At 55.0% G+C, this 14,153-nt stretch carries 17 protein-coding genes and 1 pseudogene; 13 read left to right on the plus strand and 5 right to left on the minus strand.

Going from position 1 to position 14,153, the window contains the following annotated elements; translation table 11 throughout:
• The first annotated feature begins 60 nt into the window (after positions 1-60).
• From ACOYW1_RS16600 to ACOYW1_RS16615, 4 genes are all read left to right on the plus strand, one after another.
• Positions 61-1,743: a DNA topoisomerase gene (locus ACOYW1_RS16600; protein WP_482418909.1), complete on the plus strand. Its 1,683-nt coding sequence runs from the start codon at positions 61-63 to the stop codon at positions 1,741-1,743.
• Between the two features lie 387 nt (positions 1,744-2,130).
• Positions 2,131-2,622, plus strand: a complete 492-nt coding sequence (locus ACOYW1_RS16605) for a hypothetical protein (RefSeq protein ID WP_482418910.1) — start codon at positions 2,131-2,133, stop codon at positions 2,620-2,622.
• Positions 2,607-2,939, plus strand: a complete 333-nt coding sequence (locus ACOYW1_RS16610; RefSeq protein WP_482418911.1) for a hypothetical protein — start codon at positions 2,607-2,609, stop codon at positions 2,937-2,939. Before ACOYW1_RS16605 ends, ACOYW1_RS16610 begins: the two co-directional genes overlap by 16 nt.
• 58 nt (positions 2,940-2,997) lie before the next feature.
• Positions 2,998-3,207 carry a hypothetical protein gene (locus tag ACOYW1_RS16615; RefSeq protein WP_482418912.1) on the plus strand — a complete coding sequence of 70 codons (210 nt, stop codon included), beginning with the start codon at positions 2,998-3,000 and terminating at the stop codon, positions 3,205-3,207.
• 125 nt (positions 3,208-3,332) lie between these two features.
• Here the strand turns inward: ACOYW1_RS16615 and ACOYW1_RS16620 are convergent, their stop codons facing one another.
• From ACOYW1_RS16620 to ACOYW1_RS16630, 3 genes are all read right to left on the minus strand, one after another.
• Positions 3,333-4,538 (minus strand): WD40 repeat domain-containing protein, encoded by a 1,206-nt coding sequence (locus ACOYW1_RS16620; protein WP_482418913.1) that lies wholly within the window; start codon positions 4,536-4,538, stop codon positions 3,333-3,335.
• Positions 4,539-4,616: 78 nt separating this feature from the next.
• Complete coding sequence (locus tag ACOYW1_RS16625) at positions 4,617-5,792, minus strand: lysozyme inhibitor LprI family protein (RefSeq protein ID WP_482418914.1); 1,176 nt, start codon at positions 5,790-5,792, stop codon at positions 4,617-4,619.
• A 363-nt stretch (positions 5,793-6,155) separates the two neighbouring features.
• Positions 6,156-6,440: a hypothetical protein gene (locus ACOYW1_RS16630; protein WP_482418915.1), complete on the minus strand. Its 285-nt coding sequence runs from the start codon at positions 6,438-6,440 to the stop codon at positions 6,156-6,158.
• Between the two features lie 916 nt (positions 6,441-7,356).
• Between ACOYW1_RS16630 and ACOYW1_RS16635 the strand changes: the two genes are divergently transcribed.
• Positions 7,357-8,091, plus strand: coding sequence for an ion transporter (locus tag ACOYW1_RS16635; protein WP_482418916.1), 735 nt, complete (start codon positions 7,357-7,359; stop codon positions 8,089-8,091).
• Between the two features lie 173 nt (positions 8,092-8,264).
• On the opposite strand, the gene ACOYW1_RS16640 is transcribed toward ACOYW1_RS16635, so the two are convergent.
• A complete protein-coding gene (locus ACOYW1_RS16640; RefSeq protein WP_482423746.1) occupies positions 8,265-8,843 on the minus strand; it encodes a S24 family peptidase in 579 nt (192 codons plus the stop codon).
• A 3-nt stretch (positions 8,844-8,846) separates the two neighbouring features.
• Positions 8,847-9,035, minus strand: a pseudogene (locus ACOYW1_RS16645) (helix-turn-helix domain-containing protein); the annotation flags it as partial.
• Between the two features lie 448 nt (positions 9,036-9,483).
• Here ACOYW1_RS16645 and ACOYW1_RS16650 point away from each other — a divergent pair.
• From ACOYW1_RS16650 to ACOYW1_RS16685, 8 genes are all read left to right on the plus strand, one after another.
• Positions 9,484-10,092: a DUF3164 family protein gene (locus ACOYW1_RS16650; protein ID WP_482418917.1), complete on the plus strand. Its 609-nt coding sequence runs from the start codon at positions 9,484-9,486 to the stop codon at positions 10,090-10,092.
• On the plus strand, positions 10,092-10,607 hold the full coding sequence (locus ACOYW1_RS16655; protein WP_482418918.1) for a Mor transcription activator family protein: 516 nt from the start codon (positions 10,092-10,094) through the stop codon (positions 10,605-10,607). Before ACOYW1_RS16650 ends, ACOYW1_RS16655 begins: the two co-directional genes overlap by 1 nt.
• A gap of 153 nt (positions 10,608-10,760) precedes the next feature.
• Positions 10,761-11,207, plus strand: a complete 447-nt coding sequence (locus ACOYW1_RS16660) for a DUF5675 family protein (protein WP_482418919.1) — start codon at positions 10,761-10,763, stop codon at positions 11,205-11,207.
• A complete protein-coding gene (locus ACOYW1_RS16665; RefSeq protein WP_482415603.1) occupies positions 11,200-11,838 on the plus strand; it encodes a hypothetical protein in 639 nt (212 codons plus the stop codon). Before ACOYW1_RS16660 ends, ACOYW1_RS16665 begins: the two co-directional genes overlap by 8 nt.
• A 4-nt stretch (positions 11,839-11,842) precedes the next feature.
• Complete coding sequence (locus ACOYW1_RS16670) at positions 11,843-12,055, plus strand: TraR/DksA family transcriptional regulator (RefSeq protein ID WP_482418920.1); 213 nt, start codon at positions 11,843-11,845, stop codon at positions 12,053-12,055.
• Positions 12,052-12,399 (plus strand): DUF2730 family protein, encoded by a 348-nt coding sequence (locus ACOYW1_RS16675; RefSeq protein WP_180143122.1) that lies wholly within the window; start codon positions 12,052-12,054, stop codon positions 12,397-12,399. The genes ACOYW1_RS16670 and ACOYW1_RS16675 overlap by 4 nt, the downstream gene beginning before the upstream one ends.
• A gap of 599 nt (positions 12,400-12,998) precedes the next feature.
• Complete coding sequence (locus ACOYW1_RS16680; protein WP_482418921.1) at positions 12,999-13,937, plus strand: hypothetical protein; 939 nt, start codon at positions 12,999-13,001, stop codon at positions 13,935-13,937.
• Positions 13,938-14,144, plus strand: coding sequence for a hypothetical protein (locus tag ACOYW1_RS16685; protein WP_092215598.1), 207 nt, complete (start codon positions 13,938-13,940; stop codon positions 14,142-14,144).
• Positions 14,145-14,153: the final 9 nt, after the last annotated feature.

Below are 14,153 nucleotides of genomic sequence, written 5' to 3' on the forward strand. Positions count from 1 at the left end.
CCACCTTAAGCACCTTCTTTTTACGTTCCCTCTTCCAGAATTTTACGCTATGACAGCTCTATGACCACTCTCATCCTCACCGAAAAGCCCTCCGTGGCGGTTGACTTCTCCAAGGCCCTTGGCGTCCGCACAAAGCGCGACGGCTATTTCGAGGGCAACGACACCCTGATCTGCTGGGCCGTGGGCCACCTGGTTGAGCTGTTCGCCCCCGAGGATTACAGCCCCTCCTTCAAGAAATGGTCCCTGGACACCCTGCCCATCCTGCCGGAGCCTTTCAAGTACAAGCCCATCAAAAAAAGCGGCAAGCAGCTCTCGGTCATCAAAAAGCTCCTTAAAACCCCGGGGCTCTCCCGGGTGATCATCGCAACGGACGCAGGGCGCGAAGGTGAGGTCATTGCCCGGACCATCCTGTTGCAGGCGGGCTTTACGGACAAGGGGCGAATCATGCGGTTCTGGACAAGCCAGGCCCTGACCCCTGCCGTGGTGAGAAGCACCCTGAATAAGCTGAAGCCCATCACCGACTACGACCGCCTCTGGCGTGCGGGGTACTACCGGCAGGTGGCGGACTGGATGGTGGGGATGAACGGCACCCGGGCCCTTACCGTGCGCCTGGGGGATCTTTACTCCGTGGGCAGGGTGCAGACGGCGGTCCTGGCCCTTCTGGTGCAGAGACGGCGGGAGCGGGAGAACTTCAAACCCGAGCCCTACCTTCTGATAAAAGTTCACTTTCAAAACGAGAAAGGCACCTGGATCGGCACCTGGTTCAAGGGAAAGGAGACGCGCCTCTTCGATCTTGAAGCGGCCAGGACCCTTGTGGAGCGGCTCACCGGCGACAACACACCGGGCACGGTGCTCTCTGCGGAAAAGGAGAAAAAGTCGGAGCCCCCGCCCTTTCTCTTCTCCCTCACCGACCTCCAGCAGGAGGCCAACAAGCGGTTCGGGTTCCCGGCCAAAAAGACCTTGAGCGTTGCCCAGGGGCTCTATCAGGACAAAAAATGCCTCTCCTACCCCCGCACCGACTCCCGGGTCCTGGGCACCCAGAACCTGGACATGGTCAAAAAGCTGGTGGAAAAGCTCGCCCCGACAGCCCCGGCCCTGTTCGAGGGGGTGGACCACGGACGCATCTCCCTTTCCAACAAGCGGGTTTTCAACGACGCCAAGCTCACGGACCACCACGCCCTGATCCCCTTAAAGAACCTGCCCCCCAGCGCATCGGCGGACGAGGCCAAGATCTTTGAGCTGGTGCTCCGGCGGTTTGCCGCGGCCTTTCACCCCAACTGCCACTACGAGAACACAAAGATCGTCACCGGGTTCTCCCAGGAGACCTTTCAGACCACGGGCAAGATCATCCTGTCTCCGGGCTGGCGCGCGGCATGGCCGGTGAAAGCGAAAAAAGAGGAAGAGGCCCACATCCCACCCCTGGCCAAGGGGGATCCCGCCCACAAACAGAAGGTGGCCCCGGAAAAAAAGGAGACCACCCCGCCCCCGGCCTACACCGACGCCCTGATCTTGAAGGAGATGACCAACCCGGGACGCTACGTGTCGGAAAAGGCCATGAAGGACCTCTTCCGTGGAGAGATCGGCATCGGCACCCAGTCCACCCACGCCCAGATCCTTAGAGATCCTCATCACCCGCGAGTCACCAAAACGCGAAGGCAAAACCCTCAATGCCACGGACAAGGGCTGCTACCTGGTGGAGATGCTCCAGAAGACCGCCGTCAGCAAGGTCCTCACCTCACCTGAAGAGACCGCCCGCTGGGAGATGAGCCTCAACCGCATCGCCCTGGGGGAAAACGACGGCTCAAACGACAACTTCCTTGCCGCCATCAAAGGCTTCGTCGAAAAGTCCATGGAAGAGCTGAAAACCCTTGCCATGGAAGGCAAGGCTCCGGCCTCCCGCAAAAAGACCGGCGAGGTGGTGGGCCGCTGCCCGGCCTGCGGGGGCGAGGTCATCGAAGCATACAAAAACTACACCTGCTCCTGCAGCTTCACCATCTGGAAAAAAATGGCCGGCAAGACGCTGACCCCCAACATGGTGGGCCAGCGCCTCCTCGGCACCGAAAAAAATCCGGTCCCTACAACGGCTTTCTTTCCAAAAAGAAAAAGCGGTTCTCCGCTGCCATCGTTCTTGTGCAGAAAGAGGGCACCTGGCAAACCACCTTTGACTTCGACTCCAAGCCCAAAAAGAGCGTCAAAAAAAACGACGGCCCCGTACCCTGGGCCTCGGAGCGCCCTGCCTCCGAACCAAACCAGGTGCAACCACCTGCCCCCAGAACGTCCAGGCCCGACGCCCCCCAGAAGCCCCTGCCCCCCTGTCCGGCCTGCGGCGGCACCATCATCGAAGGCAAGAGAGGATTTGGCTGCGCCAACTGGCCTGCTGACAAAGGCGGCTGCCGGTTTGTCATCTGGAAAACCCTCTTCGGCAGGGAACTCACCCGCACCCAGCTCATCAGCCTGCTCTCCATGAAACCCACCCGGCCGTGCAACCTCACGCGCCCCGACGGCCAGCCCGTCAAAACACGCATCCGCCTCACCAACACCCCCCAGGGTTGGGTGGCCATGGCAGACCCGGACGAGCAGGGGTATCATCATTTCCAGGCCGTTGCGTGCAGCCACGGGTAAAAGACAGACAAACCGTCATTGGCGACACTCTTAAACGAACGACATCGGGAGAATCCTCGTTGCTGCATTCACAGACAGACGCATTTGAACTGCTGAAAACCATGGGAGCACCCGGCCACCTCATCACCCACGCCAAGCTGGTGGGTGAAGCGGCAAACGCGCTTCTGGCCACATTCGAGAAACTGAACGTTCCCGTCGATTCCGAGTTTGTACAGACCGCGGTTGTGATCCATGACATCAAAAATAGTCCACGCCCAAGAGATATAGACGCCCGGTTCAACCATAAACATACCCAGGGTGAAAAAATACTACTCTGACCAGGGGGTTTCTCCGAAACTGGCCCGGTGCCTGTTGTCCCACGGCCGCTGGCATAAAATGGAATGCTCCCTTGAAGAGCTGACCCTTGCGCTGGCCGACACACTCTGGAAAGGCAAACGCATTGATGCCTTGGAGCTTAAGGTCATTGACCTTATCGCAGGTCACCTTCACAAGAACAGATGGGATGTGTTTCCCCAGCTCGATTCCCTGTTTGAGCGTATTGCAAACGAAGGGGATAGCCGGTTAAGGCGAAGCATCGGCGGTTAGCCCGGCAGGCCCGGATAATACCCGCCGGATTTGTTCTCCAAGATCAGTCTGTATTGGGCTCAAGGCAGATAACAAGCACACCCGAAAAAAAACCTGCCAGGGTCTCCAGAACCCGCTCCAAAATATCACGGTTCTCTTCGGGGCATTTCAGTGCATGGTTGCAGGTAAAACACAAAAACAATCCGGAGATTGTTTCTGTATATGCAGCCGCGATCGCCCCTCCGGCCTGTGCCTGGCGCCGACGGCCTGCCATCGTCTTCATTACCCTGACGCAGAAGGGAAGCGTGAACAAGATGATTTGTTTTCCCGGAGGCAACCATCGCGGCTATGGAAGGAAAGAGCAGTGGAACGCAGTGTGATGCGACACGTTTAAAAACAAGCCTGTTGCTTCCCTTGTCCAAGTCTATCAACTCACCGTGGCTATATCCTTGTCCCCATTTATCTTTAGAGCCCATCAGGATAATTGAGTTCGGCCGCCCTAAAGGAACGGCGGAATAGGCATGCTTGATACCCGACACGAAATGATATTCTCTCTCAAGGCCCGGGACACGCCAGCTGTCGATCTGGCCTTTTTGTGTCACGGTATAGAGTTTGTCGCATGTATCGTTAAATGTAACGCTGATGATCCAGTTCCCTTTTTCATAGGGTTGTATGGCCCCCTGTTTCACAAGAACAGGTTTATCGCCCTGACGCGTCACTTCCCAGACATCAATACCACCCGCCGAAGAGCCCACGGAGAGCCAGCGTCTGTCAGAACTCAAAGCCATTGATGTAGCAGAGGCCTCGAATTTATAAGTATCGTCATAAATACCCCATCGGGTGTCAAATATCTTTACGCGGTCTGTGCCGCATGCAAATACGACCTTATAATCTCTAGTTTCCTCATAGATTATTGACGCTATACGCGCATCGGCAATTGTGGTTACCAAAGACCCTGTCTTGAGATCCCAAACTCTCGTTGCATCGTCAAAATAAGAATTTGTAAAGCCCATGGCACCGTCATCTGAGATGGCGATGTTGCTCACCCGCATGTCATGTGCCTTGAAGTTTTGAGGTGCTTTCATTCCGCTGGTATCATGCCACTCAACCATTCCGTTTTCATACCCCACACCCAGCATTCCGCACGTGGGGTTGTAGGCAAGCGCGTTAACCGAAGAGCCTTTATCATACTGCAACCCTTCGAGGTATGTCCGCAGATCGGATTTCACGGTTTCTGGTTTGACTTTCGGGGTTTCCGGAGCCTTTGATTTTACGAACTGAGGGACCAGCAGGATGCAGAGGGTAAGAAGCAGGACGGCCAACAATCCCTTTTTTTGATTTTCATTCATCATATATTTTTCTTTCAGCTTACGCTTAAAGGATCCATAGTTTCCACTGAAACACCGTGCTTTCAGTGGATAGCGGCCACATCAATACGAGAAATCAGCCCGAAGCATATTTTTCTCTTTATACTCATAATCAAATGCTTCCGGGAGCATGCCTTGATACACGGATCGATCAATTGCTTCCACGTGATATACAGGTGTGTCTTCGCGGATCCCCGTTACTGTGGAGGCTCCGGAATCACAGCAGATAAGAACACCGCTTACCCTGACGTCGCTCTGATTATAAAAAGTCCAGTTAATCGATGTCTGGCTCTCGAGAACCAAAAAAACCGGGCCCTCGTCGGGTAAGTATACATGGACATTATTGTTATAGTCGGTGGTGGTTTCACCTGAAATGTGAACGGACCTGGCTGAATTACTTAACGCTTTTTCAAAAAATACCTGGAGGTCGCCTTTGCTGGATGCACCGGGATAGTTCACCACCGCTGCGTTAAAATTTGCTCTGTACCCATGGCTTTTGTACTCAATTCGCAGACGATGCGTTCCGGTTTCAAGGGGAATGGACAGGCTCCCATTGGAATCCAGCCCGTTGGGTATGGACACATCATCCAAAAAAAAGGCAGCCATACCGTGTGTTGTCGAAGCGAACGATATGGGCAGGCGGCATGCCTCCTGGGCGTCAATGTTCGCCTCCCAAACGGCCTCAAAGCTGCTGGCAGGAATTTTACAAAAAACGTCATTCTCATAATTAATGGAAGGATGCGTGACCGTTTCGGAACTCACATGGTCCGTCCCGTTAAAATACATGGCTGAAAAGGTGCTGACTTTGTACGGCCGTGGCAAATTCAAGGGAGGCGGGTCCAATGGTTTACTGGTATCGGAAGGAGCGCTAAGGCTGACGTCCCCCGATTTTTTGAATCGCTGAAGCTCTTTGTTCAAATATGACAAACGCGATAGAGTTGATTGCGTGGCAAGGTTGAGATCAATGAAAAAACGTCCCTCATGATCTATAGAGCACGTCGCATTTCTCTCTTTCATCCATTGGATCTGTTCTTTTTTTAGGTGTCTTTTCTGATCATCGGTCAGAAAGGAAATCAATTCACCATACGTTTCATTGAGCCGGGTATCTACGGCCAGATAATTCTTGGTGAGACAATAGACGCCATCAAAATCATTTGTTGGGTTGTCACAGTTTCCCGCCAAGACAAGCGAGGGCAGGAGAATAAAAGCCGTCAAAATAGCAATCAGAAGTGTTTTCATCATATCCTACTTTTCAAAGTTAAACATCACTCAACATCCTCAAACTATAAACAACCTTACCCACCATTTTTCAAACATAGCGTATAGAATAAAGAGCAAAAAGTATATCTATATTATTCAACACTAAGAGACTCTACCCCCCCAAAAAAAACAAAGCAAAGGAGCCAGGCAAACAGCAAAAACCAGATAGCCGGGCCGTGTTATTTGTACGTGTGGACATACCGAGTATCCCCCGGCTCGGTGAAGCTGGCGACCTGCTGCTTCAGCCGCCCCCAGAAACCTGCGATCTTTTACCTGAAGAAGCCAATACGGCCCATCCCCCTGACTCCGCCTGGCCACCGGCCTGTTGGATGCGTGTGGGCCCTATCTCCCCCTCATCCTCTCCTGCTCTTCCTTATAGATTGCCGCCATCCGATCGATCTTGGCATATTGCCGGGCCAGGAGGTCCTCGGTGATGGTTCGGATGCCCCATTTCTTGAAATCGATCTGAAGGCCGTTGCCCCCGGGCGCTTCCGCGGCATCCAGCTCCGCATAAAAGGATCCGACGGACCTCAGCAGGCGGTGAATGTCCTTTATGGAGTCGCACAATTCCGAAATTTCGGTGCCCTCAAACATCTCCGGAGAAGAATTCATATCGGTTAATGCCATGACAACCTCCTTTTATTCTGGTGAGAGGAAAACAGACACGGCCCGCATCTTCAGGCTGTTGCAGAGACCATCCCCTGATCCCCTCATCACGATCCGCCTTCATCGCGCATCCGTGGCGTCTTGCTCGTTCACGCCTCCGAAGGAAGGCAAACCAACGCGCGACAAAGTTTTTTTTATAAGGAATAGCGCCCCTCAACAATGGGAACAGGCTCGCCCTGAAACAGGAGAAGGGAAAACACCTCTTCGGTGAGAACATGAGGAAAAAGACGCAGCACCGCTGCTACCAACGCAGATCGAATACGCGCAGAATTCCGAAGAGGCGTCTTCCCCCGCCGTCAGTCAGAAACGCACGTGTTCACTGGCCATTTGAACCGGCAATTGTGCAGGTAAAAGGTGCGCGATGTGATGCGCATAAAGGAAAATACGACTTGAAATGGATCGGGGGGTGGTGTAAAAAACCGCTTAGCCATGACGACCTCCGTCTTAGGTTGTTCTGGTCAGGCCTGGCAGGATGTTCCAGCATCCTGTCGGGTCGCTTCTTGATTCCCACAATAACTAGTTATTACGACTCACCATAATTTCATCCTGCCTGCGTGTCAACAGTTTTTTTACCGTAATGGTCTGTATTTATTCATTTCAACGACAGTAGAAACAACATCCACTGACCCGGATGCCTGCCGCAACCTTTCGCCCTACCCCGGCTCGCCCGAAGGGTGAGAAAATCAAACAGCAAACGCTGATTTACATTTTGCATTTTCAAATCACTGAATCATACCCCACACAAAACCATAGTCACTCTTCATTTAGTTGTTGCCCCGGCCCATTATCTTTCATAAAACAACAAAGATAAATAATTCATAGTCAGTCAAAGACCCAATCAGTAAAATCATGTCTTGAAATTTTACAGAGGAAAAGAATGAAGCCACAGCAGATCGCTCCGGTGGAAAGCAGCACCGAAACACACAAGCAGGATGCCCCGTCCGTATCCCTGTTTATAACCCTTCTTATCCTTTATTCAGTTGTCTGCTTTTCCATTGAAACCATACCGGACTTATCTGCGGGTATGCGTCGGTTTTTATGGTATTCCGAGGTATGTGTCGTAGGCATTTTCACCATCGAATACCTCTGGAGAATCTACACCGCCGAGCATCGCCTGAAATTCATTTTCAGCTTTTACGGTATTGTGGATTTCCTGGCGATTTTCCCCTTTTATATTGCTCCGGCCGTGGACCTTCGAACATTGAGGATTTTGAGACTTCTCCGGCTGACCAGGCTCTTGAAACTGGCTCGATACAACAGCGCTCTCCTGCGGTTCAGCAAGGCCATTGCCCTGGCCAAGGAAGAGCTGCTGATTTTCACCGTGGGCAGCATGGTCATGCTTTACCTTGCAGCGGTGGGTGTCTACCACTTTGAGCATCAGGCACAGCCGGAGGTGTTCCGCTCAATTTTTGACTGCCTCTGGTGGGCAGTGGCAACCCTTACGACGGTGGGTTACGGCGATATTTACCCCATCACCACGGGTGGACGGATGTTTACCTTTGTTGTTCTGATGCTGGGCCTGGGACTGGTTGCCGTGCCAACCGGTATTGTTTCTTCCGCGCTTTCAGCAATCCGACAGGAGCAGGAATCAAAGGGGTCGGGAAAAAGGTAAACCCGCTACCGGGAAGCACTGTCATTGAATTTCAGCCCATCGGGCCAGGGATTGGCGGGAAAAGAAGGTAGGAAAACCGTTTTTTTACAGACTGTAATGAACTCGTTTTTAAGCGGCTCCGGGGAGTTTCCCGGAGCCGCTTTTTTGTTTTCCAATGCCCAAGGCATGGTCGTTTAGATGGGATACATGCGATCACCCCAGATCACCTGGCCAATGATACGCAGGGCCTTGGCATCGGCTTCGTATGCGGGGTACTGGGGGTTTTTGGAGATAACGCGGACACGGCCCCCGGGGATACGCTCCAGCTCTTTTATTATGATGGTGTCCTCCAGGCCCAGGGCGTAAATGCAGTTGTTTTTAATGTGCCTGCGGCCCAAATCTATCATGACGGTGGCCCCGTTTCGGATCTCGGGCTCCATGGATTCACCGGAAACACGCATCAGGATAAGCTTTTTCACCGATGTGGCGACGTTGGCAATGAAGGCCTTGCGGAAGGCATAGTAATCCCTGATCCGCTCGCTGGCCATGAAGGAGCCCCCTCCTGCCGACAGCTGGGCCTCAACCATGGGGATGTAGTCGTAGTGATCCACCTCGGGTGCTTCAAGGACGGGGACCTTCAGCTCCCCGTTCTCATCCTCTTCAATACGGCCTTCCTGGCGAACGCACGGCGGCTTGACCTGCTGTGACTCCTCTTCAGGCTGATGGCATGCGCTCCCATCCTTACCGTCCCTGCCAATATATTTCGGCCCCACGCCATCCCTTATCCATTTGGGGTTAAGGTCATGACTGTCACAGAGAGTCAGGAGCCAGGGGGCCGGAATCCCCTCTTTCTTCTTTTGATTCGAAATAGATTGAACAGAAACATTCAGCAAATCCGCAAGCTCTCTTTGCGAGCTTAAACCTGTGGCTTCCATGATTCTATCAATGGCCTTTACCGAATCCATAGCGCCTCCAAACCGGTTGCAACCGTTTAAACTTAAGATGCAATGGCACGCTCAAAAATAAACCTGAAGTGTAACCAGCAATTATTATTCATTATGTACATACCGGAACCTTGAGTACACTAAAAATTAAACTTCATCATCAAAAATACACTTGACGTGAACAGATTTATGGGCGATAAATCAACCCACGGTGTACAAAACCCAGCAGCCTGCACAATCATACATTTCATGTGTAGGTCAAATTGTAACCGAATCAAAGAGACACTAACACAAAAGTGTATTCCGTCACAACGGCGAAGCTGGTGGAAGATCCAATTCGACCACCATGGAATCAAACGATGAGTGTGAACTGGCCGCTGAACAGACAAAGGCGCTCTCAGAGATTGCCGCCGCCCGAAGGGCCCCGGACCGGGCCGAAGACCTAATTGATCAATGGAGGTGATGAGTGATGCAGGTACCTGAAGGATACATGAAGGACATGAAAGGCCACCTGGTCCCCATGGAGCAGGTAGAGGAACTGGACCTGATGCGGGACGACCTGGTCAAAGAGATCGTTGAGAGAGCCAAGGCCACCCAGAAGGTCCTGGCCGACTTCAAGGGCAGGGCCATGGCGGACACGGCGGCCTTTGTTCAGCTCTCCGGTGAGAAGTACGGGGTAAAAATCGGCGGTAAAAAAGGAAACGTCACCCTTCACTCCTTTGACGGACGGTACCGGGTCGAACGCGCCATGGCCGATTACATCGTCTTTGACGAGCGCCTCCAGGTAGCCAAGGAGCTCATTGACGAGTGCATCCAGGAATGGACGGACGGAAGCCGGAGCGAGGTAAAGGCCCTTGTGGACCATGCCTTTAAAACAGACTCCGAAGGCAAGGTAAGCACCTCCCGCGTCCTGGGCCTTCGCCAGCTGAAGATTGAACACCCCAAATGGAAAAAAGCCATGGAGGCCATCACGGACAGCATGAAAGTGGCCGACACAAAGCCCTATTTACGGGTGTATGAGCGGGATGAAGAGACCGAAGCCTACAAGCCTGTGGCTCTGGCCCTGGCGGCGGTATAGTGGATAGACGAAAGAAACACGTACGGGAGATCGCAGGACGGGATGACCTGCCCTGGCAAGACAGCAGAATACGGAGGAGAGATGAAGCGAAACGCCGAACAATCAAGCCATCGATCCTGAATGCCATGGATGCAAAGCAGGTACTGAGCGGGCTGGACCCGTCGGTGAGGGATGACCAGCGCCTGTGGCCCACCCTCCTGGCCGAACTGGTGGATGTGGTGGATGACCATTTCCAGGACTGGGCCAAAATGGAGCCGGAGGAGGCCCTGGAGTGGTCGCAAAACGTCATCGTGGTCATTGCCCACTACCTGGGCGGACGCAACGTCTACCTTCCCAGGGACGATAAGTTAAAACGGGCCATCCGGGATGCCATGATCTTCCGGCTCTTTGACGGATGCAACCAGCGGGAGCTTTCCCGAAAGACCGGGTTAACCACGGCACAGATTTACAACATCATCAGCAAGCAGCGGTCCCTGCGAAAAGATCGAGACCAGCATAAGCGGTCCTTTGATTAGATGGGTGTACCGGCCTGCCCGGGCCGCCCACCAGGGCCAACGCTGAACCATTCAGTTGCCCCCGGCGGCCAGGTGGGGGTACCTGGGAACCAGTCAAAAGACGTTAAAACCCTTTAAACCCACCCCCTGTTTTTTCTGTGTTTTTATACCTTCATGGAAAAAACACTCACCCTATACCTCACCCGATTGCGCCAATCCGACCAGGGCACCGAAGGCATCCTGACGGTCCCCGAGCTTGGCTTTGCCTGCTTCACCCTGGAGCTGCCCTGGCGGGAGAATCGACCCAACGTGTCGTGCATCCCGCCCGGGACCTACCCCATGGCATGGCGGGTCACGCCCAGGCGTGCCACCTGCCACATCCGCCAGGTTCCCCACCGCACGTATATCCTCGTTCACTCCGGCAATTATGCCGGGGACATCCGCAAGGGGCTCAAGACCCATGTGGAGGGATGCGTGCTGCTGGGAAGGCGCATGGGCTGGCTCAACGGCCAGCGGGCCGTCTTGGTGTCACGGGCCACGGTGAGGCAATTCAACAACCTGATGGCGGGCCGGGACGCCCAGATCACCATCATCGACCCCTGGGAAAACAACCATGCTTGAAGGAACCCTTTTGACGACCCTTTTCGGTGGACTGACCGGGCTTATCGGCACCGTCTGGTCCTCGTACAACCAACGCAAAATCAAGGCCCTGGAGATGGACGACCGGGACAGACAGCGGGCACACGACGTGGCCATGGTCGAGGCAGAGAGCGAAGCCATGATGGCCGAGGCCGAAGCCAACATCAGGGTCACCCGCACCCGGGTGGCAGGAGAGATCGAGATGGCCGAAGTGGCGGCCTTTACCGAGAGCCAGAAAGCAGGCCAGGTGCGCATCTTTGACAGCGGCTACATGGACCGGCTCCTGGACATGACAGGCTGGGCAAAATGCCTCACCGTGCCCTTCGGGGTGCTCCTGGCCCTGTTCTTCGGACTGGCCGATGCCTTTAAATCCATGGCCCGGCCCGGGATAACCGCCTACCTCCTGGGCGTCTCCACCTGGATCACGGCAAAGGCGTGGCAGCTCCTGGAAGCGGTAAACGGCCCCGCCCTGACCCCGGCCATGGCCGGAGGCATCCTTTCGGACACCATCAACATTGTGCTGTACCTCACGGTGACAGCGGTCACCTGGTGGTTCGGAGACCGCATGGCGTCCAAGGGCCTTGCAGGCAACCTGAAGCTGGGGAGGGCGTAAGGCAATGGATATCTGCGACAAAGCAAACGATTACGCCGACCACCTGAACCGCAACGCCATAGCCAACCAGCTTGCAAAGGTCCGGTCCGCCGCCGCCGAATCCCTCAGCGAATGCGTGGATTGCGGCGAACCCATCCCCATGAAACGGCGCCAGGCCATGCCGGGCTGCGTGCGGTGCGTCTCCTGCGAATCCCGGCATGAAAGGAAGAAAAGGTGAGCACACAACCGACGGACTATTCAGCCCTGCGGTTCTGGTTTGACGCGGGCCAGTACGGCCTCACCCTCGCCATCGGGGCGTACGTGTGGCTCGGCAGCCGGTTCAACGCCAAGACCCGGGAAGTCAAAGGGGTCCACCAGGAGGTGTCGGTCATTGCCGAGCGTGTCACCAAATTGGAGACAAACATGGCCCATGCCCTCTCCCACGAAGACCTGGCGGCAGTCTACGACCGCATCAACGACGTGGCCGAAGAGGTCGCCGGGCTCTCAGGGAAAATGGACGGCGTCAAAGGGACCGTTGAAATGATCCAGGAATACCTCCTGAATGATGGATGCAAACGATGAACCGATTCCAATAGATTAAAAAGGCCCCCGGCGCCCTGCCGGGGGCCACGCTTTTACCTCATTTATTAAGGAGCGTGTTTCAGGGACACCCTCGGCACTCGCTTCCAGACCTGGCAAACAAAAAGCCCCCCTGCTCTCCGCGCATTTCAACACATCACCCCAAAATTCCGGTGCCCCGCCACGGGCTGTGGGCCATTTGGTGCGGTAACAAACAAAGTCGCCGCCCTTGTTGGCTTTACCCCCCGGATAGGGCCGGGTTTTAGGGTGCACTCCGTGCACTGGAATGAAGGCCTGGCATAACGCGGATGCCCCGGTAATCCCGCAAACCTACGGTACCCGATCATGGTGCACAGAGTGCACCTGACCATAATACGACTCGGCGCAGCCCGTCAGCACATGTGACGCACCAGAGGAACGAAGGTGCAGAGCATGTGCGCACCTGGGGTCAAAGGGGCATCAGCCCCTTGCCGCCGGAACCATGCATTAAGAGTAAAACGCTTGAAACCCATGCCCCCGTCCCCCCGTGGGATAGTACAGGCGTCAACAACGAAGGAGCACGACATGAAACGAATCAACATTTCCGAGAAGGAGGCATGGCCATGGCCTGGTGCACACAGGAAGACCTGACCCTGTACGTTTTGCAAGCTTACCTGTCGGTGGCTGAGGAAAAAAGCCCCGGGATCATGAATCGTGCCGTGGATGCAGTGCATGGGGAGATCGACGATGCCCTTCTTGCAGGCGGGTATGCGGCCTCCGGCGCCTCGGCCACCCTCTGCCGCATTGCGGCGGCCCTTTCGGCCTGGCGAACCGTGGCGGCGGTGACAACCCTGGTGACGTCCGAGGCCGACACCGACAACGAGTGGCTGCCCCTTCTCCACGAGCGCAACCGGGCGGAGTCCGATCTTGCTGCCATCCGCGAGGGCAAGCTTGATCCCTTCCCCAAAGCGCAAAGCAGCAAAGGAGGACATTCAGGTGCTGGAAGCACTCAACACCTTAGACAAAACAAGGCACAGCATGGGGGTGGCATGAGACAGCAGGCGGAAACATGGATCAGGGAAGCGGCGGTTCAGTGCGGGCTCAGCGCAGACAGCGTGATGGCCAAGCCGAACAAGCCGTCCCCCATCGATCCCAAAAAGCGCATTGAGCTTGAGTACCTGGCAGAAACCTTCATGTACGCCCCCCGGCCCCTTGCCAAGTGGACGCTGCCGGAAGGGACCCACCAGCGTGTCCGCAACCGGGTCTACACGGGCCGGCTCCCCGTGCGAGTCGAGGTGATCTCAGACGATGAGTCATGGCTGGACGCATTTGTCAACGCGTTCATCGTCACCCTGCCCCCCAAACGGGCAGACGCAGACAACAACCTTGTACAGATTCGCGTGGAAAAGGCCACGCGAGATGGCTTTACCGGCAACAGGACGGAGGTGTTTGTGAGGCGGAGCAACAGCCTTCACCTCACCTTTGAGTGGATGCTCTGTAAAGAGACCGACCTGCCCTTGATCCGCAAGGTGCAGTTCACCCCCAAAACCAAGGAGGCTTAAATGGCCAAAAAACAACAGACAAAGGCAAAGGAAGAGGAGCTTGATCTGGCGGCGCTGGCAGACAAAAGCGCCCTGCCGTCCTGGGAGCTTGCAGGACTGATGCAGGCCGCAGGCTGGGCTCCCGGCAAACAGATTACCGAAACCGCGTTTAACGACGCATTGAAACGATTCCGCAACCGCCCCCTGGGCGGTGGCCGAATCGTGTAAGGAGCGATT

This window comes from Desulfoluna sp. CYM3A (assembly GCF_056829965.1).